Source organism: Baekduia soli, assembly GCF_007970665.1.
Lineage (GTDB): Bacteria > Actinomycetota > Thermoleophilia > Solirubrobacterales > Solirubrobacteraceae > Baekduia > Baekduia soli.
Genome location: NZ_CP042430.1, coordinates 3,782,865 through 3,808,846 on the forward strand (window position 1 = coordinate 3,782,865; position 25,982 = coordinate 3,808,846).

Annotated in this window: 22 protein-coding genes, 1 tRNA gene and 3 pseudogenes; 14 read left to right on the plus strand and 12 right to left on the minus strand. The window is 75.8% G+C overall.

Annotation, left to right across the window (positions count from 1 at the left end; genetic code table 11):
- The gene (locus FSW04_RS18225) at positions 1–1,044 is read right to left on the minus strand and encodes an Atu2307/SP_0267 family LLM class monooxygenase (protein ID WP_146921686.1); all 1,044 of its coding nucleotides are present in this window, start codon (positions 1,042–1,044) and stop codon (positions 1–3) included.
- 91 nt (positions 1,045–1,135) lie between these two features.
- Between FSW04_RS18225 and FSW04_RS28635 the strand changes: the two are divergent.
- Positions 1,136–1,222: pseudogene (locus tag FSW04_RS28635) on the plus strand (hypothetical protein); the annotation flags it as partial.
- Positions 1,223–1,285: 63 nt separating this feature from the next.
- On the opposite strand, the gene FSW04_RS27330 reads toward FSW04_RS28635, so the two are convergent.
- Entirely contained in the window at positions 1,286–1,489 is a 204-nt protein-coding gene (locus tag FSW04_RS27330; protein WP_228430554.1) for a hypothetical protein, read from the minus strand.
- A 20-nt stretch (positions 1,490–1,509) separates the two neighbouring features.
- On the opposite strand from FSW04_RS27330, the gene FSW04_RS18240 reads away from it, so the two are divergent.
- Positions 1,510–2,121 carry a hypothetical protein gene (locus tag FSW04_RS18240; protein ID WP_146921687.1) on the plus strand — a complete coding sequence of 204 codons (612 nt, stop codon included), beginning with the start codon at positions 1,510–1,512 and terminating at the stop codon, positions 2,119–2,121.
- A gap of 481 nt (positions 2,122–2,602) precedes the next feature.
- On the opposite strand, the gene FSW04_RS18245 is transcribed toward FSW04_RS18240, so the two are convergent.
- Positions 2,603–4,003: a sensor histidine kinase gene (locus FSW04_RS18245; RefSeq protein WP_146921688.1), complete on the minus strand. Its 1,401-nt coding sequence runs from the start codon at positions 4,001–4,003 to the stop codon at positions 2,603–2,605.
- 261 nt (positions 4,004–4,264) lie between these two features.
- Here FSW04_RS18245 and selD point away from each other — a divergent pair, with 261 nt between their 5' ends.
- The 4 genes from selD to FSW04_RS18265 all read left to right on the plus strand — a co-directional run bounded on the left by selD (position 4,265) and on the right by FSW04_RS18265 (position 6,553).
- Positions 4,265–5,293 carry a selenide, water dikinase SelD gene (gene selD, locus FSW04_RS18250; RefSeq protein ID WP_146921689.1) on the plus strand — a complete coding sequence of 343 codons (1,029 nt, stop codon included), beginning with the start codon at positions 4,265–4,267 and terminating at the stop codon, positions 5,291–5,293.
- A 62-nt stretch (positions 5,294–5,355) separates the two neighbouring features.
- Complete coding sequence (locus FSW04_RS18255) at positions 5,356–5,736, plus strand: VOC family protein (RefSeq protein ID WP_146921690.1); 381 nt, start codon at positions 5,356–5,358, stop codon at positions 5,734–5,736.
- Positions 5,737–5,779: 43 nt separating this feature from the next.
- Positions 5,780–6,175, plus strand: coding sequence for a c-type cytochrome (locus FSW04_RS18260; RefSeq protein ID WP_187368900.1), 396 nt, complete (start codon positions 5,780–5,782; stop codon positions 6,173–6,175).
- A gap of 117 nt (positions 6,176–6,292) precedes the next feature.
- Positions 6,293–6,553, plus strand: a complete 261-nt coding sequence (locus FSW04_RS18265; protein ID WP_146921692.1) for a hypothetical protein — start codon at positions 6,293–6,295, stop codon at positions 6,551–6,553.
- Positions 6,554–6,814: 261 nt separating this feature from the next.
- Here the strand turns inward: FSW04_RS18265 and FSW04_RS18270 are convergent, their stop codons facing one another.
- Entirely contained in the window at positions 6,815–7,609 is a 795-nt protein-coding gene (locus FSW04_RS18270; protein WP_146921693.1) for an alpha/beta fold hydrolase, read from the minus strand.
- Between the two features lie 626 nt (positions 7,610–8,235).
- On the opposite strand from FSW04_RS18270, the gene FSW04_RS25430 reads away from it, so the two are divergent.
- The 4 genes and pseudogenes from FSW04_RS25430 to FSW04_RS28645 all read left to right on the plus strand — a co-directional run bounded on the left by FSW04_RS25430 (position 8,236) and on the right by FSW04_RS28645 (position 11,194).
- A tRNA-Sec gene (locus tag FSW04_RS25430) sits at positions 8,236–8,328 on the plus strand.
- A 21-nt stretch (positions 8,329–8,349) separates the two neighbouring features.
- Entirely contained in the window at positions 8,350–9,855 is a 1,506-nt protein-coding gene (gene selB / locus FSW04_RS18275; protein WP_228430555.1) for a selenocysteine-specific translation elongation factor, read from the plus strand.
- Between the two features lie 113 nt (positions 9,856–9,968).
- Positions 9,969–10,880: pseudogene (gene selA / locus FSW04_RS28640) on the plus strand (L-seryl-tRNA(Sec) selenium transferase); the annotation flags it as partial.
- Positions 10,881–10,996: 116 nt separating this feature from the next.
- Complete coding sequence (locus FSW04_RS28645; RefSeq protein WP_407652998.1) at positions 10,997–11,194, plus strand: hypothetical protein; 198 nt, start codon at positions 10,997–10,999, stop codon at positions 11,192–11,194.
- Between the two features lie 205 nt (positions 11,195–11,399).
- Here FSW04_RS28645 and nrfD read toward each other — a convergent pair whose 3' ends face one another.
- The 3 genes and pseudogenes from nrfD to fdh all read right to left on the minus strand — a co-directional run bounded on the left by nrfD (position 11,400) and on the right by fdh (position 16,919).
- Positions 11,400–12,614, minus strand: a complete 1,215-nt coding sequence (nrfD, locus tag FSW04_RS18285; protein WP_146921694.1) for an NrfD/PsrC family molybdoenzyme membrane anchor subunit — start codon at positions 12,612–12,614, stop codon at positions 11,400–11,402.
- On the minus strand, positions 12,611–13,735 hold the full coding sequence (locus tag FSW04_RS18290) for a 4Fe-4S dicluster domain-containing protein (RefSeq protein ID WP_146921695.1): 1,125 nt from the start codon (positions 13,733–13,735) through the stop codon (positions 12,611–12,613). The genes nrfD and FSW04_RS18290 overlap by 4 nt, the downstream gene beginning before the upstream one ends.
- Positions 13,735–16,919, minus strand: a pseudogene (gene fdh / locus FSW04_RS18295) (formate dehydrogenase). Before fdh ends, FSW04_RS18290 begins: the two are co-directional and overlap by 1 nt.
- A 199-nt stretch (positions 16,920–17,118) precedes the next feature.
- Here fdh and FSW04_RS18305 point away from each other — a divergent pair.
- Positions 17,119–18,756 (plus strand): long-chain fatty acid--CoA ligase, encoded by a 1,638-nt coding sequence (locus FSW04_RS18305; RefSeq protein WP_146921697.1) that lies wholly within the window; start codon positions 17,119–17,121, stop codon positions 18,754–18,756.
- On the opposite strand, the gene FSW04_RS18310 is transcribed toward FSW04_RS18305, so the two are convergent.
- Positions 18,750–20,450 carry a DEAD/DEAH box helicase gene (locus FSW04_RS18310; protein WP_146921698.1) on the minus strand — a complete coding sequence of 567 codons (1,701 nt, stop codon included), beginning with the start codon at positions 20,448–20,450 and terminating at the stop codon, positions 18,750–18,752. The genes FSW04_RS18305 and FSW04_RS18310 overlap by 7 nt on opposite strands.
- 42 nt (positions 20,451–20,492) lie before the next feature.
- Here FSW04_RS18310 and FSW04_RS18315 point away from each other — a divergent pair, with 42 nt between their 5' ends.
- Positions 20,493–20,777, plus strand: coding sequence for an HU family DNA-binding protein (locus FSW04_RS18315; protein ID WP_228430559.1), 285 nt, complete (start codon positions 20,493–20,495; stop codon positions 20,775–20,777).
- A 563-nt stretch (positions 20,778–21,340) separates the two neighbouring features.
- Here the strand turns inward: FSW04_RS18315 and FSW04_RS18320 are convergent.
- The 3 genes from FSW04_RS18320 to FSW04_RS18330 form a co-directional block, all read right to left on the minus strand.
- Entirely contained in the window at positions 21,341–22,084 is a 744-nt protein-coding gene (locus FSW04_RS18320) for an SDR family oxidoreductase (RefSeq protein ID WP_146921699.1), read from the minus strand.
- On the minus strand, positions 22,081–23,076 hold the full coding sequence (locus FSW04_RS27930) for a calcium-binding protein (RefSeq protein ID WP_146921700.1): 996 nt from the start codon (positions 23,074–23,076) through the stop codon (positions 22,081–22,083). Before FSW04_RS27930 ends, FSW04_RS18320 begins: the two co-directional genes overlap by 4 nt.
- A 238-nt stretch (positions 23,077–23,314) precedes the next feature.
- Positions 23,315–23,968: an HD domain-containing protein gene (locus FSW04_RS18330; protein WP_146921701.1), complete on the minus strand. Its 654-nt coding sequence runs from the start codon at positions 23,966–23,968 to the stop codon at positions 23,315–23,317.
- A 155-nt stretch (positions 23,969–24,123) separates the two neighbouring features.
- Between FSW04_RS18330 and FSW04_RS18335 the strand changes: the two genes are divergently transcribed.
- Complete coding sequence (locus FSW04_RS18335; protein ID WP_146921702.1) at positions 24,124–25,158, plus strand: metallophosphoesterase; 1,035 nt, start codon at positions 24,124–24,126, stop codon at positions 25,156–25,158.
- Between the two features lie 79 nt (positions 25,159–25,237).
- Positions 25,238–25,822, plus strand: coding sequence for a GTP cyclohydrolase I FolE (gene folE, locus FSW04_RS18340; protein WP_407652999.1), 585 nt, complete (start codon positions 25,238–25,240; stop codon positions 25,820–25,822).
- An 8-nt stretch (positions 25,823–25,830) separates the two neighbouring features.
- Here the strand turns inward: folE and FSW04_RS26280 are convergent, their stop codons facing one another.
- Positions 25,831–25,971 carry a hypothetical protein gene (locus FSW04_RS26280; protein WP_187368902.1) on the minus strand — a complete coding sequence of 47 codons (141 nt, stop codon included), beginning with the start codon at positions 25,969–25,971 and terminating at the stop codon, positions 25,831–25,833.
- Positions 25,972–25,982: the final 11 nt, after the last annotated feature.

Sequence of the window (25,982 nt, forward strand, 5' to 3'; positions counted from 1 at the left end):
TCAGCCGGCCGGGACGGCGCCGGCCTCGCGCCGGGCGACCTCGGCGCGCACGACGGGCGCGACCTCGGTCCCGAAGCGCTCGATGGAGCGCAGCACGTCGCGATGGGCGACCGCGCCGACGCTCATCTGGCCGATGTAGCGGTCGTGGCCGAAGACCTCGTGCTCGTGCAGGATCTTCTCGGCCACCTGCTCGGCCGCGCCGACGGCCAGCGCCCCGCGCGGGGAGCGCAGCGCCTCGTACTCGGCGCGGCCCGACGGCGGCCAGCCGCGCTCGCGCCCGATCCGGTTCATCATCGCCAGGTAGGGGGCGGCGAACGCCGCGTCGGCCTGCGCGCTCGTCTCGCCGACGAAGGCGTGGGTGTTGATCGCGACGCGCGTCTGCGCGGGATCGTGGCCGGCCGCGCGGGCGGCGCCGCGGTAGAGCTCGACGAGCGGCGCGAAGCGTTCGTACTGGCCGCCGATGATCGCGATCGTCAGCGGCAGCCCGAGCGTGCCGGCGCGGACGACCGACTGCGGCGAGCCGCCGACGGCCACCCAGACCGGGAGGCGCTCCTGGACGGGCCGGGGCCAGACGCCGGCGTCCTGCAGCGGGGCGCGCAGGCGCCCCGACCACGTGACGTGGGTGCTGTCGCGCAGGCGCAGGAGCAGGTCGAGCTTCTCGGCGTAGAGGTCGTCGTAGTCGTCGAGGTCGTAGCCGAAGAGCGGGAAGGACTCGATGAACGAGCCACGGCCGGCCATGATCTCCGCCCGCCCACCCGAGAGCAGGTCGACCTCGGCGAACTGCTGGAAGACGCGCACCGGGTCGTCCGAGCTCAGCACGGTGACGGCGCTGGAGAGCCGGATGTCCTTCGTGCGCATCGCGACCGCCGCCAGCGCGACGGCGGGCGAGGAGATGAGGAAGTCCTCGCGGTGGTGCTCGCCGATCGCGAAGACGTCGAGCCGGAGCTGGTCGGCGAGCTCGGCCTCCTCGATGAGCTCCTGCATCCGCTGCTGCGGGCTCACACCAGAGGCGAGGTCGGCGAAGGTGGCGAGTCCGAGATCCATGCCGACAGCATAGCGCGCTAGTTGTCTGCGCAACGACCTCTGGGGTGGACCGGTTCGCCGGACCGTCCGCCGGCGCCCGCTCGTGCTGCGGATGGCCGGCGCCGGGCGCGTCGTGGCCGCCGAGGCGCTGCTGGAGCGCGGCGGCTGGTCGGTGCTCGTCGCGCTGCGCCTGGTCCCCGTCGTGCCCTTCAGCCCTGTCGGCTACGTCGCGGGCGCGATGCGCGTGCCCCGCCGCCGGGTCCTAGGCCGGCGGCGGGGCGCCGGGCGCGGCGGGCGGGGCGGTCGCGCCGTCGGGCACGGCCTCGGCCAGGCGGCGGTGCAGGCGGTCGCGCAGCTCGTCGGGGTCGTAGTCGCGCTGGGCGCGGCGGTGGCGGGCGACGATCGCCCCCGTGGCGGCGACGCCGGCGAGGCCGGCCAGGCCGACGAGCTTCCAGCGCACGGGCATCGGCCCGTAGGTTAGGCGCGATGCCCGACGCGTCCCTCACCCTCGCCGACGCAGTGGCCACCGCGGCCACCGGCGACCTCTGGCTCTTCCGCGGCCGGTCGCTGGCCGACCGGACGATCCAGACCCTCACGAACAGCCCGGTCAACCACGTGGGGATGGTCGTGGCCATCGACGACCTGCCGCCGCTGCTGTGGCACGCCGAGCTGGGGCGCACGCTGCCCGACGTCTGGACGGGCGAGCGCCAGCGCGGCGTGCAGCTGCACCTGCTCGCCGACGCCGTGCGCACGTGGGGCGAGCGCTACGGCCAGCGCGCCTGGACCCGCCAGCTGCTGGGCACGCTGGAGCGCCGCCACGAGGACCGCCTCATGGAGGTCATCGCACGCTTCGACGGCCGCCCCTTCCCCACGACGCCGGGCCTGGCGCGCCAGTGGCTGACCGGCCGCGTGCGCCGGCGCGGCTCCTCGCTGGAGACCGTCTACTGCGCCGAGCTCGTGGCGACCACCTACCAGCACATGGGCCTGCTGCCCGACCGACGCCCGGCGAGCTGGTACGACCCCGGGCGCTTCTGGAGCGGCGACCGGATCGAGCTCGTCGCGCCGTTCGCACTGGCCGGCGAGGTCGCGGTGGGCTAGGGCTCCGAGAGCGCGCGACGAGCGTGAAGTCCGAGGGGTCCAGGCGCCGCGTGCGGTCCACGTGGGCCCGCATGGAGTCCGGCCCGTTGGCGACGATGCGCCCCTGCGCGTCGCGGTACCAGGAGTCGCACGCCGCCCGGGCCGTCCCCGCGAAGCGCGCCTGGACGGCGGCGCCGCTGCGCGCGTCGACCTCGGGACGCACGTCGATCGCGGCCGCCCGGTCGGCCGCGACGTGCTGGAGGGCCTGGTCGGAGATAGGCCGCCTGGGCCTCGTGGTAGACGAGGCGCGAGCCGCCCGAGGTGTTCGCGTTGAGCCCGTACATGATGAACATGGAGGGGAAGCCTGTCGGGCCACACGCGGCGGCGCAGCTCGGGCGCGCCGCGCAGCTGCCAGCGCATGAGCGCGCGCAAGCTCTGAGGCGCGAACCCTCGCGCCGTCACTCCACGGTGAACCACAGGACGGCCATCGGCTCGTCCTCGGTCAGCTGCCACGCCGGGTCGCCGAGCAGGAACGCGACCGTGTCACGGTTGTCGCCCCAGCGCCGCCGGGCCCAGGCCGCGAACGCCTCCACGGTGTCGGCGACACCGATGGACGCCACCGTCGCGGCGTCGATCTGGCCCAGCGGGATGATGGAGACCCGGCGCACGACGACCGCCCCGAACTCCTGGCCCGTGTGGTCGCGCACGGGCAGGCGCGTGCCGATGCCCGGCACGCCGCCCTCCAGCTCCCACTCGCGGGCCAGCGAGATCGCGCCGCTGCGTCGGCCCTCGAGGATCGCGGCGATCGACGCCAGGCCCTCCCCACCGTCGTCGGGGGTGCCGTACTCGAGATAGGGCGCCCGGGCCGAGCGCCACGGCGCCAGCGGGATGCGGGCCACGAGCACGTCCCGCCGCCGGGCGGGCTGTCGACCTCCAGCGTGCCGCCGAGCGTCGCGATGCGGTCCTGCAGGCCGCGCAGGCCGGTCCCGCGGGCCGGATCGGCGCCGCCGGCGCCGTCGTCGGCCACCGTGGCGACGATCGTGTCGGGCTGGTGGGCGACCTCCACGCGCAGCCAGGAGGCTCCGGCGTGCTTGCCCGCGTTGGTCACGGCCTCGCTGACGAGGAAGAAGATGGTCACCTCGACGGGCTCGGGCAGACGGCGGTCGGGCAGCGCGTCGATGTGCAGCGGCACCGGCGAGCGCGCCGCCAGGATCTCCAGGGCGGTGCCGAGCCCGTCGGCCAGGCCGACCGGGTGCAGCCCTCGCGACAGGTCACGCAGCTCCCGCGTGGCCTCCTTGACCTCCTCGCGGGCCCGGCGCATGAGGTCGGCCGCGACGTCGGGCGCGTCCTGCAGCCGGCGCTCGGCCAGCGTGAGCAGGTGGGTCGCCGCGACCGCGCGCTGCTGCACGCCGTCGTGGATGTCGCGCCCGATCCGCCGGCGCTCCTCGTCGATCGCGTGCACCAGCCGCGCGCGGGCGGCGGCCAGCTGCTCCTCGCGCGAGCGCAGCGCGGCCACGTGGCGGTGGCGCTGCACCTCGCCGGCCGTGCGCTCGGTCAGCAGCGTGAACAGCGCGACGTCGCGGGTCCACGGGATGTCGACCCCGCCCTCGACCCCGACGTGCCCGATGACGCCGCCCTCGGGGTCGCGCAGGATGACCGAGACCGACGCAGGGCCCATCGGCGCGCGGCCGGGCAGGACGAACTCGCCGCCGGCGCCCGGCACGCCGTCGCGCCACTCGGCCAGCACGCGCGCGTGGTCGCCGCGGTGATCGGCGACGTAGACCAGCCGCGCACCGGAGACCTCGGCATACTCGCGGACCAGCGCGCGCAGGAACGCGCTGCCGACGATGCCCGACGTGCGCTGCACGAGCGTGGCGATCGGGTCGGGGTCCGCGGGCCGCACGGGCCGACCCTACCGCCGGGGCCCCGGCCGCCCGCGACGGGCGCGGGGCCGCGGACGGGCCGTGTGGGGAGCCCCGGAACGGGTAGCCGCCCGATGACGCCCCTGACCCGAGAAGCCGGTGCCGATGACCTGCCCCTCCCCCATCCCCTGCGCCCCCCGCCCGACCATGCCCGGGTCCGCCTGATACGCCTGCTGATCACGGGGTCGCGGGGCAAGGTCGGGGGCGCCGCTGGACACGGGTAGGCTCGGCGAGGACGCGCCATGACCGCACCCCTCCCGACCCCCGCCCCCCTGACGAGCCTGGCCAGCGGCGCCGGCTGCGGCTGCAAGCTGGCCGCCGCCGACCTGCTGCCCATCGTGGCCGGACTGCCCGCCGCGACCGACGCGCGACTGCTCGTCGGCACCCCCACCGGCGACGATGCCGGGGTCTTCCGCCTCTCCGACGACCTCGCGCTCGTGCAGACCCTGGACTTCTTCACGCCGCTGGTCGACGACCCCTACGACTTCGGGCGGATCGCCGCCGCCAACGCGCTGTCGGACGTGTACGCCATGGGCGGCACGCCGCTGACGGCGATGAACATCGTGGCCTTCCCGCTCGAGCAGCAGGGCGGCGACGTGCTGGCGGCCATCCTGCGCGGCGGGCTGGACGTCGTCACCGAGGCTGGCGCGTCGATCGTCGGCGGCCACTCCATCCGCGACGACGAGCCCAAGTACGGGCTGGCCGTCACGGGCACCGTGCACCCCGACCGGATGCTCACGAACGCCGGCGGCCGCGAGGGCGACGCGCTCGTGCTGACCAAGCCGCTCGGCGTGGGCGCGATCGTCACGGCGGCCAAGCGCGGTGCCGCCGGGCCGGGGCTCGTGCAGGCCGCCGTCGCCGTGATGGTCACGCTCAACGCCCGCGCCGCGCTCGCCGCGCTGGCCGCGGGCGCCCACGCGATGACCGACGTGACGGGCTTCGGCCTGCTCGGCCACCTGCACAACGTCGCCCGCGAGAGCGGACTGGCCGCCGAGGTCGAGGCCCGCGCGGTGCCCGCGATCGAGGGCGTCGCCGAGCTGCTGGCCGACGCCGTCGGCGTCTCGGGCGGCAGCCGCCGCAACGCCGAATGGGCCGAGGGCTTCGCCACGTTCGCCGAGGGCGTCGCCCCCTGGCAGCGCCGGCTGGTCACCGACGCCACAACCTCCGGGGGGCTGCTCGTGGCCGTGGCCCCGGGCGACGCGGCCACGGTGCCCGGCCCGGTCGTCGGGCACCTCGTCGCCGGGACGCCCGGGACGATCCGCGTCGTCTGACCGATGAGTCCGGCGCCCCCGCGCCGTCTGCATGACAGACCCCGGATCAGGAGGATATGGCCATGCCCAGCACCACGAGCTCCATCACCGAGATCGGCCGCGTGATCATCCCGGTCGCCGACCAGGACCGCGCCCTGGCGTTCTACACCGAGAAGCTCGGCCTCGACGTCATCGCCGACATCCCCTTCGGCGAGGGCGACCGCTGGATCGAGGTCGCGCCGCCTGGCGCCCGCACCGCCGTGGCGTTCGGGCCCGTCCTGGACGGCCGCGTCGGCGTCCCGACCGGCGTCAGCTTCAAGACGCCCGACGCCGACGCGCTGCACGACGAGCTGGCCGCGCGCGGGGTCGACGTCGACGACGTGATCGCGCCGCCCGGCGCGCCGCGGATGTTCTTCTTCCGCGACGCCGACAGCAACACGCTGCACGCCGCGCAGGAGGTCTGAGCGCGTGGCCTCGGCGGCGCCGGCGCTGAGCCAGCCTCGGCCGGTGCCGCGCCATCGGTGGGCGATCGGGATCCTCGCCGCGGCGGCGGCGGCCGTGGCGGCCTGCGGCTGCGGTGCGACCCACGGCCCCGCGACGGCGGCGCGCACGATCGCGCCGGCCGGGGCCGGCCCCGTGGGCGGGCTGACGGCGGGCCGCCGGCTCTACGTCGCGGCCGGGTGCGGCCGCTGCCACGCCCTGCGCGACGCCGGGGCCCGGGGCGGCTCCGGGCCGGACTTCGACACGAGCGAGCGCCTGGACCGCGCGGGCATCCTGGCCGGCCTGGTCGAGGGCGCCAACGGCATGCCGTCCTACGCGGACCGCCTGCCGTCCGCCCGGCGCGAGCTCCTGGCCGACTACCTGCTCGCCGTGGCCTGGCGACCGCACCGCCGAGGACGTTGAGCGGCGGCGGACGACCGGGCGCGTCACAGACCGGTGGCGGTCCGCGCACCGACCGTCTACGGTGGGCCCTCTGCCACCCGAGCCCGCAGTCGCGTGCTGCGAAAGGACGGACCCTCCATGGCCACGCTGCTGGTGTTCCACGAGGTCGACGACGTCGACCACTGGCTCGCGTCCACCCGGCGTGAGGACTTCTTCGGGCCCCTCGGCATCACGACGCGCACGTTCCGCGACCCCACGGGCACCAGCCGCGTCGGCCTCATCGTCGACGTTCCGGACGTCGCCGCCTTCGAGGCCTCGATGCAGACCGAGGGCGCGGCGGAGGCCATGCGCGCCGACGGGGTGCGCCCGGACACGCTGTTGGTCCTCGCCGAGGCCTGACCCCGCACGCGTCGGCGCACCACGGCCCACGCGACGGCCTGCAGCCGCGCGGCCTCCGGGGGGTCGCGCGACGCCGCCGCACGGCCGGGCTTGACGGCGCGGGGCTCTCCCCCAAGGTCGCACGGGACGGTCGGGGACCGGGCCGTACTGCTCAACGGCGCTCGCGAGAATCTGTGACGTGATCTTGCTCGAGGCGCTGACCTCGTATTGCGCAGGGCTGCTCATCGTGATGGCGTCAGCCTGCCAGCGAGCTGCGGCGGCTCATCGAAGACGAGCGTAGAACGCGCGCATCGCCGCGTTGAACGCCTCCGGGCACTCCAGGTTGCTCATGTGTCCGGCGGCGGGGATGAGCACGAGCTCCGCGTCCGGGATTGCGGACGCGAACTGTCGCGCCACCGTCAGCGGAGAGCGCGCGTCGCGCTCGCCCCAGATGAGCAGCGTCGGAACGGCGATGTGCGGCAGGACATCCCGGAGGTCGGCCTCGGCCATAGCCGCGAGCGCGACTCGCACGCTCTCACGGCGGACGTCGGCAGCGATGGCGGTGAGCAGTTCAGCCGCGTCAGCCGGCGGCTCGCCGGCGAAAAGTCCAGGCAATGACGGCCGGCCTGTCTGCGCGGCCCCGGCGAGCATGCGCTCGACGCTCCTGACGCGCGTGCGGACCTCGGCCTCCGGAAGCGACCCCTTCCAGCCCGCGTAGGTGTCGGCGAGCACGAGCGTCGCCACTGCCTGCGGCCGGCGCCGGTAGAGCTCAAGGGCGACGGTGCCTCCCCACGACAGCCCGCAGACGTGCGCCGGTGCGCCGACCGCGTCGATGAGCGCCCCGAGCGCCGTCGCGTACCCGGCCAGCCCGAGCCCGGCCGGCACGTCGGAGGACCGACCGGCGCCCGGCTCATCCCACGCGATGACGGTGAAGTCATCCGACAGGCCGGCCATCTGCGGCCGCCACTCGCGTGCATCGCCGGCGGCGCCATGGACCAGGACGAGCGGTGGCCCGTCGCCTGCGCGGTAGTAGACGACATCCAAGCCGGCCACGCGAAGCGTCGACGAGCTCGGCATCGGTCGATGGTCCCATGACAACGCGACGCCGTCGACTCCACCTCGATTGCCTGAGAAGCCGGTATGCCGACGCCATCCGTCCAGCCGTGGCCTGGCCTCAACACCGCCGGGGCGAGGCGCCCGCGTGTACCGCCCTCGGCAGGAGGGTGGGCGTGGCGGTCATCGCCAGCGAGCGTCCACGCAGGCGGCGCGTCGTCCGCGCGCGCCGCGGTGTCGGCGGCGAGCATCCGCTGGCGATGCCGCACCGAGTCCAGGAAGCCCTCACGGCTGCGGCGGCGGGGAGGCCGCGGTCGACGGGCGGTCGGTGCTGTGCTGCGTGGCCTGCGGCACGTCGCCAGCCGGTCGCCGTGCGCATGCTCTGGCCTGCTCGCCAGCGTGCCGCTGGGAGGCGGCGGGCTGGCGGGCGATCCTCGGCGGCCGCGGCTACGGCCCGTACTCCAGCATCGTCGGACGCCTGCGCGCCGCGCGGATCGCGGACCCGCGAGCTGCTGCGGCCCTGGGGCCGGATCGTCAGACTGTGGCGCGTGTCCCGGGAGGATTCGAGACACGTTGGGGACACAGACCATGTCAAGCACTCGCACCGCACCTCCTGAATATCGCTGTGCTGCAGGTCCTTCCCTGCCCCTGGAGCGGCCCGGGGCCGGTGCCCCGAACGGCCTTCAAAGCCGTTGGCGGCGCCTCGACCGCGCCGGGAAGGTTCGACTCCTTCGCCGCTCCGCTGCCCCGTCCCCCGTCGACCGGTGACCCCCGCCGCTCCGCTGACCCTCGGCACCGCCGGGCACATCGACCACGGCAAGACCGCGCTCGTCGCGGCGTTGACCGGCGTGGACACCGACCGGCTGCCCGAGGAGCGGGCGCGCGGCATCTCGATCGCGCTGGGCTACGCCCCGCTGACGCTGCCCTCGGGCCGGCGGCTGTCGGTCGTCGACGTGCCCGGGCACGAGCGCTTCGTGCGCACGATGGTCGCCGGGGCCACGGGGGTCGACCTGTTCCTCATGGTCGTCGCCGCCGACGACGGCGTCATGCCCCAGACGCGCGAGCACGCCGAGGTGCTGCGCGCGCTCGGCGTGTCGACCGGCGTCGTGGCGGTCACCAAGGCCGACCTCGCCGACCCCGCGCCGGCCGCCGCCGCGGCGGCCGACCTGCTGCCCGGCTGCGAGGTCGTGGCCTGCTCGGCCGCCACCGGCGCCGGCACGGGCGACGTGGCCGCCGCGCTGGACCGGGCCGCCGCGGGCGCCGCGAGCCGGGCCGCCGCCCCCGGCGACGTCGTGCTGCACGTCGACCGCGCCTTCACCGTCCACGGGATCGGGACCGTCGTGACCGGCACGCTGTGGTCGGGGACCCTGCGCCCCGGCGACGAGATCGCGCTGCTGCCCGGCGACCGCGCGGTCCGCGTCCGTGGCCTGCAGGTCCACGACGAGCCGGTGCCCGAGGCCCGCGCCGGCCAGCGCGTCGCCGTCGCCCTCGCCGGCGTCCGGGCCCGGGACATCGGCCGCGGCGACGTGCTCGCGCGGCCCGGCACGCTGGGCGAGACCTCCGTGCTGGACTGCGCCCTGGCACTGCGCGACGCCCGCCACGGCGAGCGCGTGCAGGTCCACCACGGCACCCGCGACGTGGCCGGCCGCCTGGCCGACCTCGGCGACGGGCTCTGGCAGGTGCGCCTCGAGCACCCGGTGGCCGCCGCCCGGGGCGACCGCCTCGTCGTCCGCCGCCCGGCGCCGCCCGACACCCTGGGCGGCGGCGTGGTCCTCGACGCCCACGCCCATCGCCACGGCCGCCGGCCCGACGTCCTCGAGCGCCTGCGCGCCCGGCGCGACGGCCGCCCCGACCCCGTGGCCGCTCCCCTCCCGAGGGCCGTCCCGGCGCGGCCCGCGGCGCCCGCCGACCCCGCCGAGCTGGCCCGCGTCACGGTGCGCCTGCGCGAGGCCGGGATCGGCCTGCTCTCCGAGGCCCAGCTCGGCGACGACGCCTGCCATCTGGCGGCGCTGCGCGCGCAGGGCGCCGCCGTGCGCGTCAGCGGCACGCTCTACGCGCACGCCGAGGTCGCCGCCGGCGTGCGCGAGCGCATCGTCGCTCTCCTGGAGCGCGACGGCTCGGCGTCGCTGGCCGAGGTCCGTGACGCGCTGCAGACCTCGCGCAAGCCTGCGCAGGCGTTCCTCGAGCACCTCGACGCCGAGCGCGTGACGCGGCGGCTGGCCGACGACCGGCGCGTCCTGCGGGCCCGGGGACGGGCGGGGGCGACGTGAGCGCCCCGGGCGACGAGGTCCGCGACCGCCTGCGCGCGCTGCCCGCGACCGACCGGCTGGCCGCCCGCCTGGAGGGCGTCACCCCGGCCGAGGCCGGCGCCGCAGCGCGCGCCGTGCTCGCCGCCCGGCGCACCGAGCTGCTGGCCGGCGCCGACGGCGAGGCCGACCTGGTCGCCCGCGCCCGCGAGCATCTGCGGCCCTCGCTGCGCCGCGTGCTCAACGCGACGGGCGTCGTCGTACACACGAACCTCGGTCGCGCGCCGCTGGCGGCCGCGGCCGTGGCCGCCGTGGCCGAGGCCGCCGCGGGCTACGTCAACCTCGAGCTCGATCTGGCCGCAGGCGTCCGCGGCCGTCGCGACGTCCACGTCGCGGGCCTGCTGGCCGAGCTCACGGGCGGCCAGGACGCCGTGGTGGTCAACAACGGCGCGGCCGCGACGCTGCTGGCGGCCGCCGCGCTGGCCGGCCCCGGGCGCGCGATCGCGGTCTCCCGCGGCCAGCTCGTCGAGATCGGCGGGGGCTTCCGGATCCCCGACGTCGTGGCCCAGGCGGGCGCGCGTCTCGTCGAGGTCGGCACGACCAACCGCACCCGCGCCGCGGACTTCGCCGCCGCGCTGGCCGACGGCGCCGACGTCATCCTGCGTGTGCACCAGTCCAACTTCCGCACGGTCGGCTTCGTCGCCGAGGCCACCGTGCAGGAGCTCTGCGGGCTGGGCGCGCCGGTCATCGACGACCTGGGCTCCGGCGTCCTGGCGGCCGGCCCCGGCGTCCTGGACGGCGAGCCGCCCGTGCGCGAGTCGATCGCCGCCGGCGTGACGCTGGCGTGCTTCAGCGGCGACAAGCTGCTCGGCGGCCCGCAGGCCGGGATCATCGTCGGGACCGCCGAGGCCGTCGCCGCCTGCCGGCGCCACCCGCTGGCCCGCGCGCTGCGCCTCGGACGCCTGCCCATGGCCGCGCTGGCCGCCACGCTGGCGCTGTACCGCGACCCGCGCCGCGCCCTGGCCGAGGTCCCGGTGCTGGCGATGCTCACCGCGCCCGCCGACGTGCTGCGCGCGCGGGCGCAGCGCCTGGCCGACGCCGCCGGGGCGGCGAGATCGTCGAGGCCACCGCGCGCGTCGGCGGCGGCGCGCTGCCGCTGCTCGAGCTGCCCGGCCCCGTCGTGGCGATCGGCCCGCACGGCTCGGGCGCCGAGGCACTGGCGGCCCGCCTGCGCCTCGGCGACCCGCCGCTGGTGGCGCGCATCGCCGGCGGCCGCGTCGTCGTCGACCCCCGCACGCTGGGCGAGGACGAGCTCGACGCGGCCGCCGCGGCGCTGCGCGCGGCGCTGGCCCCGGAGCGCTAGCGGGCCGGGCGCACCGCCGTGCCGGACCGCGCGTCGCCCGCGGGCTCGGCGCCCGGGTCGGCGCCGACGAGGTTGCCCTGGAACGCGAAGACCCAGGTCTTGAGCGTGTCGTCCCAGCCGATGGCAGATCCTCCGCCGCGCGCTGGGCTCGACATCGTGCTGCTCCTCCCGTCGGCGGCGTCGGACGACGCCGGTGTTCCCGCGATCAGCGGTGGTGCACCACGTCCATGTCCAGCGGCGCCTCGTCACGGGTCGCCCGGGCGCGGGCCATCCGCGCGACGGCCTCGTCGTCGTGGGCCGAGGAGCGTCCCGAGAGCACCCACGCGAAGCGGAAGCACAGCGCCGAACCCATGAACGCGACGCTGGCGACGTGGTGGGGCAGCGTCCCGCCGCGCGGACCGAGCAGCCGCAGCGCCAGCCCGCCGCGGGCCAGCCACTTGGCGCCGGAGAACCAGTGCGCGCCGACGCCCTCCTCCAGCACGGAGGCCAGCCGGCCCAGGTGATGGTGGTTGAGCTCGGAGAGGATCAGCTCGGCGGCCATCGCCCCGCTCTCGACGCGCCCGAGCGCCTCGCGCGTCGGGTGGCCCTCCGGCATGCCGGTGGCCACAAGCACCAGGCGGGTGGCCGCGGCGCCCGTCAGCGTGGCGGTCGAGACGAAGATCGGGCCCAGCGACAGGCGGCTGCGCGCCCACACCGGCACGGCGGTGGAGGCCAGCAGGACGCCGGTGTAGGACCCCAGGTAGCCGCCGACGACCGCGGTGCCCGCGCCCAGGGCGGTGGCCGTGCGCCGGCGGCCGAGCACGTCGGCGCCGACGGCGCAGGACGCCAGGCCGCCGAACAGCGTCAGGCACCACGACCCCATCGACATGGGCGACCGCGGCTTGAAGATGCGCAGCATCCTGTAGAAGCGCTCGGGCCGTCCCAGGTCCATGACCAGCAGCGGCGGCGACGGGGCGAGCGCACCGAGGGCGACCTTGCGCGCCACGCGCGCCGAGCGGTCGTCGCCGGCCAGGTCGCAGGCCAGCGCCACGAACGACGCGCCGGCGGCCATCCCGCCGAACCAGAAGTACAGCGGCACCTCCCACGTCCACACGGGCGCCTTCATCATCGGCCCCTGGACGACCTCCGGCGGCTCGCCGCGGCGGGCGCGGAGGTTGGCCCGGGCCACCTGCTCCGCGGGCGGCGCCTCGTCCGTCGCGTAGTCCGTGCGGCCGCGGAAGATGCTCGACCAGCGGGCGTCGCGCCAGGCGCGCTGGTGCAGGCCCACCGCCGCGGCGGGGACGGCGCGGCGCCAGGAGGCCGGGCCGCCGGGCACGCCCGTGGCGGCGGTCATGTCGCGCGGCCCGCTGCGGGCCGACTCCCCGCGCTCGCGCTCGTCGGCGCGCGCGGCGTCGGCGCGCGCGGCGTCCTGGTCGCTCATGTCCCCTCCCGGTCCCGCCGGCGGTGCCGGCCGGCGCGTACGTCGCGCACGAGCTCCAGGGCGCCGGTGGCGGCCGCCAGCATCGTCAGCGCGCCCGGGCCCTTGCGGTCGTGCGGGAACCGGAACGCCAGGGCGACGCCGGCCGCCGCGGCGAAGCCCGCGCCGACTGCCGCCAACGTGGCGGGCACGACGTTCTCCTGGATCGGCGAGTCGGCCTCGGCCGGCAGGCCGTAGCGCTCGGGCAGCTCGGTGAGCAGGAAGAACGCACCGAGGCCGCCGGCGATCTCCCGGCCCTCGGGATCGCCGGCGCCGTAGAGCCAGGCGCCCTCCAGGCCGCGCTCGTGGAGCCTGGCGACGCGGCGCCGCGCGACCTCGACGAGCTCGTCGTGGGGACCGAACTGGATGGAGTCGGTCGGGCAGGCCTTGGCGCACGCGGGCTCCAGCCCGTCCTGGAGGCGGTCGTAGCAGAGCGTGCACTTCGCGGCCCGCCCGTCGTGGGGGTCGCGGTCCACGACGCCGAACGGGCAGGACGGGATGCAGTAGCCGCAGCCGTTGCAGATGTCGGCCTGCAGCACGACCGTCTCGAACTCCGTGCGGATCAGCGCGCCGGTCGGGCACGCGTCCATGCACCCGGCGTTCGTGCAGTGCTTGCAGACGTCGGACATGAAGATCCAGCGGTCCATGTCGGCCACGGCCTGCGCGACGTCGACGCTCGCGGCGGCCCCGCCGGCCTGCGCGAGATCGATCAGGTCGGGGATCTCGTCCTCGGTGACCCCGGACGCGGCGTCGGCCAGCGCGGTCGCCGGGATGTGCGGCAGCGCTCCGCCCGCGCCCTGCTCCAGCGCGCGGCGGGCCTCGTCGCGCTGGACCTCGGACGGCTCGAGCAGCTCGACGAAGCGCACGTGGCGCCACGTCGCGGCGCCCAGCGCGGCTGTGTGGTCGTAGGAGCCGCCGCGGCGGAACTCCGAGCCGTCGGACGGCAGGTCGTTCCACTGCTTGCACGCGACCTCGCACGCCTTGCAGCCGATGCACACGGTCGTGTCGGTGAAGAAGCCCATCCGCTGGGCGCCGTCGCGGTGGACGGAGATCTCGCTCGGTGCGGCGTGCGGGCCGGTGGTCATCAGGCCTGGTGGGAGGAGCGGAGCTTGGGCTGCTCGGCCGGGTGCTCGCGGTCGGGCGCGCTGTGGCCGTGCGGGACGTTGGTGATCGCCGACGTCGCCGGCGTGGGCCGCCGGCCGGCGCGCACGTCGCACGTCAGCGCCTTGGTCGTCTCGATGCTCACGTTGGGGTCGCCGGAGAGGTGCAGCAGGTCGTTGATGCTGTCGCCGGTGCTCGCCCCGCTGTAGCCCCAGTGGTAGGGCACCGCGACCTGGTGGACGATCTGCCCGGGCCCGTCGCCGATGCGCAGCGGGCGCATCCGCTCGGTGACCTTCGCCCGCGCCTCGATCTCGCCGCGCTCGGTGGCGATCACCATCCAGCCACCATCCTCGATCCCGCGACTGGCCGCCAGCACGGGATCGATCTCGGCGAACATCTGGGGCTGCAGCTCGTTGAGCCAGGGCAGCGTGCGGCTCATGCCGCCGACCGTGTGGTGCTCGGTCAGCCGGAACGTCGTCAGCACGCATGGCCACCTCGGGTCGGCGGTGGCGTTGACCGGGTTGTCGGGGCGCTCCCAGCGGATCGCCACCGGGTTGGCCCCGATCTCGGGGTACAGCAGGTTGGTCACGGGCGACTCGATCGGCTCGTAGTGCGTCGGCATCGGCCCGTCGAGCAGGCCGGATGGCGAGAAGAGCCAGGCGCGCCCGTCGCCCATCATGATGAACGGCTCGTCGCCGGAGATGGCATCCATGCCGCGGGCATCGTCGGGCGCGCGGTAGTCCGGCGGCTTGTCCACCGGGAAGTCCGGGACGTCGTAGCCCGTCCACCTCCCCGCCTCCGCGTCCCACCAGACGTACTTCTTGCGCTCGCTCCACGGCCGGCCCTGCGGGTCGGCCGAGGCGCGGTTGTAGAGCATGCGCCGGTTGGCCGGCCACGCCCAGCCCCACTCGGGCGAGACCCAGCCGCCCTCGGGGTCCTCGATCGGCCCGGGATCGCGGCGACGCGCCTGGTTGACGCCGTCGGCCATCACGCCGCTGTAGATCCAGCACCCGCACGCCGTCGAGCCGTCGGCGTGCAGCTGGGCGAAGCCGGGCACGGGGGCGCCGGTGGCCACGTCGTAGCCGTTGATCTCGCGCAGGACGTCCTCGGCGTGGGGCTCGCGCTCCGGACCGTGCTCCTCGTAGGGCCAGTGGAGGTTGACGATCGGCCAGTCGCGGGGCTCCTCGGAGCCCGCGTAGTGGGCCATCACCCGCTTGGTCAGGTGGTGCATGAACCACAGCTCGCTGCGGGCATCGCCGGGCGGCGCCAGGGCCTTGTCGCGCCACTGGACCATGCGCTGGGTCTGGGTGAACGATCCCTCCTTCTCGACGTGCGCGGCGGCGGGCATGAGGAAGACCTCGGTCTCGATGTCCTCGGGGCGGACCTCGCCGGCCTGGACCTCGGGGGCATCGCGCCAGAACGTCGCGGTCTCGATCTCGGCGAGGTCGCGGACCACCAGCCACTTCATGTTGCGCAGCGCGCGGCGCATCAGGCCGCCGTTCTGGGAGCCGATCGCCGGGTTCTGCCCCATCGCGAACAGCCCGTCCAGCCCCCCGTCGACGGCGCGCATCATCGTCGGGAAGTGCGCGTGGTTGCCGGTGATCTTCGGCAGATGGCCGAAGCCGTAGTCGTTGTCCTCGGTCGCCGCATCGCCGAACCAGGCCTTCAGCAGCGAGACGATGTACTTGTCGAAGTTCGACCACCAGCCCCGGTCGGCGGCGAGGGAGCCGATGTAGTCGGCCAGCGTCAGCTCCTCCTCACGTGCTCGCGGCATGTGCAGGTAGCCGGGCAGCAGGTCATACAGCGTGGGGATGTCGCTCGAGCCCTGAATCGTCGCGTGGCCGCGCATGGCCATGATGCCCCCGCCCGGGCGCCCGATGTTGCCCAGCAGCAGCTGCAGGATCGCGCCGGTGCGGATGATCTGCACGCCGATGGACTGCTGCGTCCACCCGACGGCGTAGCACAGCGCGGTCGTCCGCTCGCGGCCGGAGTTCTCGATGAGCGTGCGCGCGACGTCGTGGAACTGCTCCTCGGGGATGCCGCAGATCCGCGACACCATCTCGGGCGTGTACCGGGCGTAGTGCCGGCGCAGCAGCTGCAGGACGCAGCGCGGATGCTGCAGCGTCTCGTCGCGCGGCACCGCCCCGGTGAGCATGCCGGCGCCGGTGTGCTCATCGAAGGCCTGCGTGGCGTGCTCGCGCACGCCGTCGGAGGCGCACACTTCGCCGCCCTCGTACATCCAGGAGCTGCGGTCGTAGGTGCCCGTCTCGGGGTCGAAGCCCGAGAAGACGCCGCCGAGGTCCTCGGTGTCGGCGAACCGCTCGTTGATGATCGTCGAGGCGTTCGTGTAGTGGAGGACGTACTCCTTGAAGTAGGACTCGGTCTCCAGGACGTGGCGGATGATCCCGCCCAGGAACGCGATGTCGGTCCCGGCGCGGATCGGCACGTGCTGGGTCGCCGACGCGCCCGTGCGGCCGAAGCGCGGGTCGACGTGGATGACCTTGGCGCCCCGCTCCTTGGCGCGCATCACCCAGCGGAAGCCGACCGGGTGCGCCTCGGCCAGGTTGGAGCCCTGGATGAGGATGCAGTCGGCGTTCTGCAGGTCCTGCTGGAACGAGGTGGCGCCTCCGCGCCCGAACGAGGTCCCCAGACCGGGGACCGTGCTCGAGTGTCATATCCGCGCCTGGTTCTCGATCTGCACGGCGCCCATCGCCGTGAAGGACTTGCGGATGAGGTAGTTCTCCTCGTTGTCCAGCGTGGCGCCGCCGAGGTGGGCGAAGCCGAGCGTGCGATCCACGCGCCGGCCGTGCTCGTCGGTGTCCTGCCAGCCGTTCTCGCGGGCGGCGATGACGCGCTCGGCGATCATGTCCATCGCCGTCTCGAGGTCGAGCTCCTCCCACTCGGTGCCCGCGGGCGCCGGTAGAGGACCTTCGTCAGCCGGCCGGGCTGCTGGACGAGCTGGCGCGACGCCGAGCCCTTGGGGCACAGCGTGCCCTGGTTGACCGGCGACCGCGGGTGGCCCTCGATGTCGACGAGCTCGCCGTCGCGGGTGTAGACGACCTGGGCGCAGCCCACCGCGCAGTACGGGCAGACCGACTCGGCGACGTCCAGGCCCGCGATGCGCGCGCCGGCCTCCCGCGTCGCCCGCGACGCGGCGTGCGGCCCCATGCCCCAGTCGGCGGCACGGCCGACGACGGGCAGCTCACGGAGCCGGGCGAATGACTTGGGACGTCCCACGCACCGACCATCCTGCCCGATCCACGCAAGACACACCCCGATCGTGCGCGCCGGCGCCGATGCACGCGGGGGCCAGGTCGGGTAGACGTAGGGCGCAGCGCGTCCCCCCCCACGTCGCAGGAGGCACTCCATGAAGGGTCTGATGCAGCCCGCGCCGCTGGCGCTCACGCAGGCGTTCGAGCGCGCCGAGCGGCTCTACCCGGGCAAGCCGGTCGTCACGGCGACGCCGGGCGGCATCGAGCGCACGACCTACGGCGAGTGGGCGCAGCGCACCCGGCGGCTGGCCGGCGCGCTGGACGTGCTGGGCGTCTCGGCCGACGGGCGCGTCGGAACGTTCGGCTGGAACACCGCCCGCCACCTCGAGCTGTACTTCGCGGCGCCGTGCAGCGGCCGCGTGCTGCACACGCTGAACATCCGGCTCTTCGCCGAGCAGGTGACCTACATCGCCAACCACGCCGAGGACGAGGTCGTCTTCGTCGACCGCTCGCTCGTGGGCCAGCTCTGGCCGCTGGTCGACACCTTTACCACGGTGCGCCACGTCGTCGTCATGGACGACGGCTCGGGCGACCCGGTGCCCGACGACCCGCGGATCGTCGACTACGAGGAGCTGCTGGCCGGCGCCGAGCCCGTCGCCGGGTTCACCGTGTCCGACGAGGACCGGGCCGCGGCCATGTGCTACACGAGCGGCACGACCGGCAACCCCAAAGGCGTCGTCTACACGCACCGCTCGATGACCCTGCACGCCATCGGCACGATGCTCGCCGACACGTTCGCCATCAGCGAGGCCGACACGATCCTGCCCGTCGTCCCCATGTTCCACGCCAACGCGTGGGGCCTCGCGCACGCCGCGGTCATGGCCGGCGCCTCCCTCGTGCTGCCCGGGCCCGACCTCTCGCCCGGCGCGATCGCCGGGCTCATGGAGGCCGAGCGCGTGACCCTCGCGGCCGGCGTGCCGACGATCTGGATGGGCGTGCTGGACGAGCTGGACGGCCGCGACCTCTCCGCGCTGACGCGCATCGTCTGCGGCGGCTCGGCGGTGCCGCGGGCGCTGTCGGAGGCCTACCGCGAGCGGCTGGGCAACCCGATCCTGCAGGCCTGGGGCATGACGGAGACCAGCCCGATCGGGACCGTGGCCCGTGTGAAGTCCACGCTGGCCGACCGCCCGCAGGACGAGCTGGCCGGCCTGCGGGCCACCGCCGGTCTGCCCGCGCCGCTCGTGCGCTGCCGGATCGTGGAGCCCGGCGCCGACGCCGAGCTGCCGTGGGACGGCGAGGCGCAGGGCGAGCTGCAGGCCACCGGCCCGTGGGTCGCGGCCGGCTATTACGACGACGAGCGCTCGCCGGCGTCCTTCACCGAGGACGGGTGGCTGCGCACCGGCGACGTCGCGGTCATCTCGCCCGAGGGCTATGTGCGGCTCGTGGACCGCACGAAGGACGTCATCAAGTCCGGCGGCGAGTGGATCTCCTCCGTCGAGCTCGAGAACGAGATCATGGGCCACCCGGCCGTCGCCGAGGCCGCGGTGATCGCAGTCCCCGACGAGAAGTGGGGCGAGCGCCCGCTGGCCTGCGTCGTGCTGGCGCCCGGCGCGTCGCTGACCGCCGACGAGCTGCGCGAGCACCTGGCCGCGCGGGTGGCGCGGTGGTGGCTGCCCGAGCGCGTCGAGTTCATCGACGAGGTCCCCAAGACGAGCGTGGGCAAGTTCTCCAAGAAGGACCTGCGGGCGCGCTTCGCCGCCGAGGCCGAGGCCGTCGCCGAGGCGCCTCAGTAGCGCTCGCGCCGGACCGTGGCGCGCTTGCCCTTGATCGTCGCGCCGCGCAGCGCGGTGATCACCGCGTCGGCGGCCGCCTCGGGCACCTCGACGAGCGAGAAGCGGTCGGCGATCTCGATCGCCCCGATCTCCCGGCCGCTGAGTTGGGACTCGTTGGCGATCGCCCCGACGAGGTCCTGCGGGCGGATCCCCGCGTTGCGCCCGGCGTTGACGAACAGGCGCGTCATGTCGGCGGCCGGGATGCGCTCGCGCCGCGCCGCGCGGCCGGCGGGCGCGCCCCCGGACCGCGGCCCCGGGGCGGCGCGAGCCGGCTTCTCGGGCCGCGCCGGGCGCGGCCGCACGTCGGGGATCTCCTGCTCGTCGGTGACGTTGCCGCCCGCCTCGTGGGCGAGCTTGACGGCGGCCAGGGCGATCTCCATGAGGTCGTGCTCGTCGGCCAGCGTGTTGACCACGACCCGGAACGGGTCCAACCCGCCCTCCAGCAGCGCCTCCTGCAGCGAGGCGCGGGTCATGTCCAGGCGGCGCTCGCGCAGGTCGGCGATCGTCGGGACCGTCTCGATGACCAGGCGACGGCCCGTCGTGCGCTCGATCGCCTTGAGCATGCGGTGCTCGCGGGGCTGGGCGAGCGTGATCGCCACGCCCTCGCGCCCGGCGCGGCCCACGCGGCCGATGCGGTGCACGTAGGCCTCGGGCGCCGCGGGAACGTCGTAGTTGATGACGTGCGTGAGCTGGTCGATGTCCAGCCCGCGGGCCGCCACGTCGGTCGCCACGAGCAGGTCGGCGGTACCCGCCCGCACGCGGGCCACGACCCGGCTGCGGCCCTCCTGGGTCATCCCGCCGTGCAGGGCCTCGGCGCGATAGCCGCGACCGTTGAGCTGCTCGGTGAGCGTGTCGACCTCGTCGCGGGTGCGGCAGAACACGAGCGCCGCCGCCGGCGACTCGAGGTCGAGCACGCGGCCCAGCGCGGCGGGCTTGTGCTCGCGGGCGACGATGTAGGCGCTCTGGCGCACGAGCGGCGCCTCGCCCGCCGGGGTCGAGGCGTCCCCCATGCGGATCGTCACGGGATCGGTGAGGTGGCTGCGGGCCATCCGGTTGATGCGCGCGGGCATCGTCGCCGAGAACAGGACGGTCTGGCGCCCGGCGGGGGTGTCGGCCAGGATCGCCTCGATGTCCTCCGCGAAGCCCATGTCGAGCATCTCGTCGGCCTCGTCGAGGACGATCGTGTCCAGGTCGGCGGGGCGCAGCGTGCGGCGGCCGATGTGGTCGAGGGCCCGGCCCGGCGTGGCCACGACGACGTCCACGCCGCGGTCCAGCGCCTTCAGCTGGCGGGTGATGGGCTGGCCGCCGTAGATCGGCAGGACCCGCGCGCCGGCGGCCCGGCCGTAGCGGTGCACGGCCTCGGAGACCTGCATCGCCAGCTCGCGGGTCGGCACGAGCACGAGCGCCGACGGACGGCCGCCGCGGTCGGCGCGGGCGGCCAGGCGCTGCACGAGCGGCAGCGCGAACGCGGCGGTCTTGCCCGTGCCCGTCGCGGCCTGGCCGAGGAGGTCGCGGCCCGCGAGCAGCGGCGGGATGGCCTCGCGCTGGATGGGCGTGGGCTCCTCGTAGCCGAGGCCGGAGAGGACGTCGACGAGGGCGTCGGTGAGGCCGGTGGCGGCGAATCCGGCGGGGTCCTGCGGGAGATCTGAGGTCATGGGGGCCCGCGCAGGCTACCGCCGGTTCTGTACGTTGACGTGATGGCTACCGTGAGCAAGGCAGACCTCGCCCAGCGCCTCGCAGAGGAGGCTGGGCTCTCCAGCGGCGATGCGAAGACCGCTGTCGAGAAGACCTTCGAGCTGATCGTGACGTCCGTCGCGGCCGGCGATGAGGTGAACCTCCCCGGCTTCGGCAAGTTCAGCTCGACTGAGCGCGCCGCCCGTCAGGGCCGCAACCCGCAGACCGGCGAGACGATCCAGATCGCCGCCTCGACGTCGCCGAAGTTCTCGGCGGCGAGCGCGTTCAAGAACGCGGTCAAGGGCTAGGCGAACACCGGCCCAGGGGGCCGGGTTCGCTTGCGGGTGCCGGCCCAGGGGGCCGGACCCGCCGCCTTCGGGCTAGGCGAACACCGGCCCAGGGGCCGGGTTCGCTTGCGGGTGCCGGCCCAGGGGGCCGGGTTCGCTTGCGGGTGCCGGCCCAGGGGGCCGGACCCGCCGCCTTCGGGTGGGTCGCCGTGGTGCTTCCATCCTGATCATCGTCCGCGCCGGCCTCCAGGGGCCGGCGCGCCGGTGTCGGGCCTCCGCGCAGTCGGAGCGTGACCCCGGCCGAGTCCACGACGCCGTCGCGCGGGCGAGCACCGAGGCGCCGGCGAACCCGCCGGCGCGCACCGTCGCGCGCATGGCGCGGGCGGCGCGCCGGCCCGCGAGGCCCGGATCCAGCGCATCGTGCTGCGACCCTCGCGCTGACGGAGGCCGCGGGCGACCGCGACGAGTGCGGCGCCAGCAACCTCTACACCCTGACCGTGGTCCCGGCGGGCGTCGCCGGCCCGGTGGGCGTCACGCGGACCGGCGGCTGGGAGCGGCAGTTGCGCCGCTGAGCACCCTCGGGCTCAGCGCGCGGTCCAGCCGAGGTCCATCGTCACCGGCACGCCGGTGAACGCGGCGCCGCCGGGACCGAGCAGGAACGCGACGACGCCGGCGACCTCCTCGGGCTCGATGAGCCGCTTGATCGCCTGGGGCGCGAGGATGACGTCCTCCAGCACGCGCTCCTCCGAGAGGCCGTGGACCTCGGCCTGGGCGGCGATCTGGCCCTCGACGAGCGGGGTGCGCACGTAGCCGGGGCAGACCGCGGTGGCACACAGCCCCTCGGCGGCGCCCTCCAGCGCCAGGGTGCGCACGAGCCCCAGGACGCCGTGCTTGGCCGACACGTAGGCCGACTTGAACGGCGACGCCGCCAGCGCGTGGGCCGACGCGATGGCCACGTAGCGCGGCGCGTCGGAGCGGACCAGGTGCGGCCACGCGTACCGGGCCAGCAGGAACGGGCTCGTGAGCATGAGAGCGAGGATCGCGTCCCAGCGGTCCTCGGGAAACTCGGCCACCGGCGCCACGTGCTGGATCCCGGCGTTCGGGATGACCGCGTCCAGGCGCCCGAAGCGCCGCACGGCCTCCTCCACCGCCTCGCGGTTGGCCTCCCGGCTCGTGAGATCGGCGGCCAGGCCGACCGTCGGCGCGTCGTCGTGCAGGTCGACGCCGAGCACCGACCAGCCGTCCTGCTGCAGCCTCGTGGTGATCGCCGCGCCGATGCCGCCCGCGGCGCCCGTGACCAGCGCGGTCCGTCCCGTGTGCTCGCTCATGGTGGGGCCGGCAGGCGCAGCGTCAGGCGCCGCGTGCGCGTCGGGGCGCCGACGGCCGAGCCCGACACGCTCAGCGTCAGCCGCGTGGCCCGGCGCGCACGCGGCCCCAGGCGCAGAGCGACGCGGGTGGCCCGGGCCGGGCGCGTCGCGGTCGCGACGGTGCGACCGCCCAGCAGCACGCGCGCCCGCAGGCCGCACGGCAGCGTGGCGCTGGCGGCGACCACGAGCGCGCCCGTGGTGCGCAGCCGGCGCAGCTGGACGGCGGTGGGCCGCCGCACGACCGGCGCACAGTCGGGGACGGCGGGCGGCGGCAGCACCCCGAGCTCGCAGTGGCGCACCTCGTCGACGGGGTCGAAGAACCCCGTGTCGGTCCCGGGACCGCAGTCGACGTGGTCGACCGTCCCGTCCTGCGCCTCGATGCGATCGTCGCCGGCCACGTCGCTGACCGTATCGCTGCCGGGACCGAGGTCCAGGAGGTCGTCGCCCGCGTTGCCGTCGAAGACGTCGTCGCCGGGACCGCCCCGCAGCACGTCGCCGGCGCGGCTGCCGCTGAGGCGGTCGTCGCCCTCGCCGCCGTCCAGGGTCGCGGGCGCCGGGGCGTCGGGCGCCTGCGGCTCCTGGGCCAGCAGCGCGTCGTCGCCGCCCTCGCCCGCGGCGTCGACGGGCAGCGGCGACTGCGTGACGAGGCTGTCGTCGCCGTCGCCCAGGCGCACCTGCAGGGCGGTCAGGCCGGCCAGCGGGCAGGAGGCGGCCAGGCCCGCCGCGGAGCAGCCGGCGCCGGGCAGCACGGCGTCGAAGCCGTCGGTGACCGTGAAGGCCGGCGCACCCGTGCGGTCCACGGTCACGATGACGCGGTCGGGTCCGGGGCCGCCCGTGACGACCAGCACGCCGGAGGACGCCGCGGCGGTGACCGCGCCGGCGGGCCCGGCCAGGGCGGCGGTGGCCAGCAGCGCCAGGATCCCGGCACCGGCGCAGCGGATCGTCGGCGGCATCGCGCCGTAGCTTCCCCCACGCCGGGTGGGTCATGCGCCGCGGGCGCGCCGCGCGACCGCGGGCGCGAGGTCGGCACGGACCGGGGCGGCGAGGGGAACACGCGCTCGCGCGGCCCGGGCGCCGGCGGTCTCCTGCGGGGGTCGGCGAGCGCCGGGACGCCCGGGGCCGGGTCTGGGTCGCATCGGGCGTCCCTATGACGCCCGATGCGACCCACGTCGGGCGCGAGGCGTCTGGCCCTCAGTCGAACAGCGCGCGGGAGTCCGGGCCCTGGCGGTCCTGCGCCAGCGCCGTGAGCGCGTCGACGGTGCGCCGCAGCTCGCCGACCATCGGCACGGCCGCCTCCCCCATGCGGTCCTGCTCGCGCTCGAACGCCGCCGCCAGCTCGCGGTAGTAGACGCGCGTCGCCAGCCCCTGGCGCTGGCCGAACCGCGTCCACACGTCGTCGCCGTGGGTCCGGTAGTCCAGGAGGATCGCGCGCGCGTTGTGGAGCTTGTCGGCCAGCGAGACGCGCAGCGCGGCGGGCGACTTGGTCGGGAACGACGCGATGTAGCCGCGCTTGCGCTCGCCCCACGACGGGATCCCGGCGCCCTCGTCGACGGCGTCGATGTTGGCGAGCACGGTCGCGGCCACGGCCGGGCCGAACGCCCGCTCGATGTCGACCAGCGCCCCCCGCCCGCCGCCGTCCTCGACGACGTCGTGCAGGAGCGCGGCGATCGCCTCGTCCTCGTCGCCGTGCATCTCGAGCACGAGCGAGGCCGCCGCGAGCAGGTGGGCCACGTAGGGCACCGGCGTGCCCTTGCGCAGGTGGCGCTCGTGGTGCTCGAGCGCGAAGGTCAGCGCGGCCGCGAAGCGGGCCGTCAGCAGCGGGCTGTCGGTGAACGACTCGGCCACCGCCCCCAGCCTGCCAGAGGCGCCCACGGCCTGACCGGCGGTGGCGATCGTGGCGCGTCGGCGCTACCGCCGCGCGATCCGCTGCCTCGGCGACGGCAGCACCGTCCGCGTGCGGCTCGCGCTGTAGCCGCCCCGATTCCCCCTAGGGTCGAGGGGTGCGCACGCTCGTCGTCTCCGACCTGCACCTCGGCAGCCGCCTGGACCGCGACGTGCTGCGGCGCCCCGCCGCGCAGGCGGCGCTCCTGGACGCGCTGGGCGGCATCGACCGCCTCGTACTGCTCGGCGACGTCATCGAGCTGGCCGAGCAGCGCGACGAGATCGCGATCGCCGTGACCGAGCCGGTGCTGCGCGCCATCGGCGCGCGGATGGGCCCCGATCGCGAGATCCTGCTCGTGCCGGGCAACCACGACCGCGCGCTCGTGCGCCCATGGCTGCTGCGCGAGCGCGAGCGCGTCGCCGTCGACCAGGTCGTCCCGCCCGACGCCACGCCGCTGCTGGCCCGGCTCGTCTCCTGGCTGGCGCCCGCGCCGGTTCGCGTGCACTACCCGGGGGTCTGGCTCGGCGACGGCGTCTTCGCCACCCACGGCCACTACCTCGACCGCCACCTCCTGCCCGAGTCGGCCTTCGGGGTCACGCGCGGGCGCCTGCGCCGGGGGTCCGCCGAGACCGTCGCGCCCTACGAGTACGAGCGGATCCGCCGGACGCCGTCGGCGAGCCGTATCGAGGCGCTGCTGGCCCGGTGGCTGCCGCGCCCGCTGGCGATCGTCGTCGAGGACCTCGCCGAGGTGCTGCGCGTGTCGACGATGCCGCACGTGGCCCGCCGCCGCGGCGGCTACCACCTCGCGCCGCTGACCTCCCGGCTGCTCGGCGTCCAGATGCAGCGCGCCAGCGTCCCGGCGCTGGCCCGGGTCGTGCGGCGGCTCGGGGTCGATCCCGAGGTCGTCATCTTCGGCCACGTGCACCGCCGGGGGCCCGTCAAGGGCGACGACGCCGAGCTCTGGACCGGGCCCGGGGGCCGGCCGCGCATCGTCAACACCGGCGCCTGGACCTACGAGGCCCTCCTCCTGCACGGCGCCGGGCCGCCGCACCCCTACTGGCCCGGCGGCGCGGTGCTCGTCGAGACGGGCGCGGAGCCGCGGTCGATCGGCCTGCTCGACGGCCTGGACGCCGAGACGCTCGCCCGCCCGTGAGGCGGTGATCGCCGGGGCACCCCTCGCGCGTACACGCGGCATCGTGAGCATCCAGGAGCTGACCGACGGGCCCGAGACGCTGCACCTCGACCCCCGCCACGGTGCCGGGGGCCGCCGGATCGACCTGCCCGCCGCGCAGCGCGCCGCCGCCGACCTGCTCATCGCGCTGGGCGCCGACCTGGGCCACGAGGGCCTGGCCGACACGCCCCGGCGGATGGCCGAGGCCTACGCCGAGCTGCTGACCCCCGAGCCGTTCACGGTGACCACGTTCCCCAACGAGGGCGCCTACGACGAGCTCGTCCTCGTGCGCGACGTGCCGTTCCACTCCCTGTGCATGCACCACCTGCTGCCCTTCCAGGGCGTCGCGCACATCGCCTACCTGCCCGGCGAGCGCATCGTCGGGCTCTCCAAGCTGGCCCGCGTCGTCGAGCACGTCGCGCGCGACCTCCAGGTCCAGGAGCGCATGACGCGCCAGATCGCCGACTGGATCGACACGACGCTTCAGCCCCGCGGCGTCGGGGTCGTGCTCGAGGCCGAGCACCTGTGCATGACGCTGCGCGGCGTGCGCAAGGCCGGCAGCCGGACGGTGACCTCCGCGTTGCACGGCCTCGTCCGCCAGGACCCGCGCACCCGCCAGGAGTTCCTCGAGCTCGTCCGCGGCTGAGCCCGCCGTCAGCGACCCGGCAGCAGCCGCAGGAGCCCCGGCGGCGCGGGTGCGGGCGCAGCGGCCGCGGCCACGGCGGCGTGCGGCTCGGGCACGGGCGGGAAGAACGCGTCGCCGGCCGGCCGGGCGCGGCGCGCCGCGTCGAGCACGGGGGCGCAGG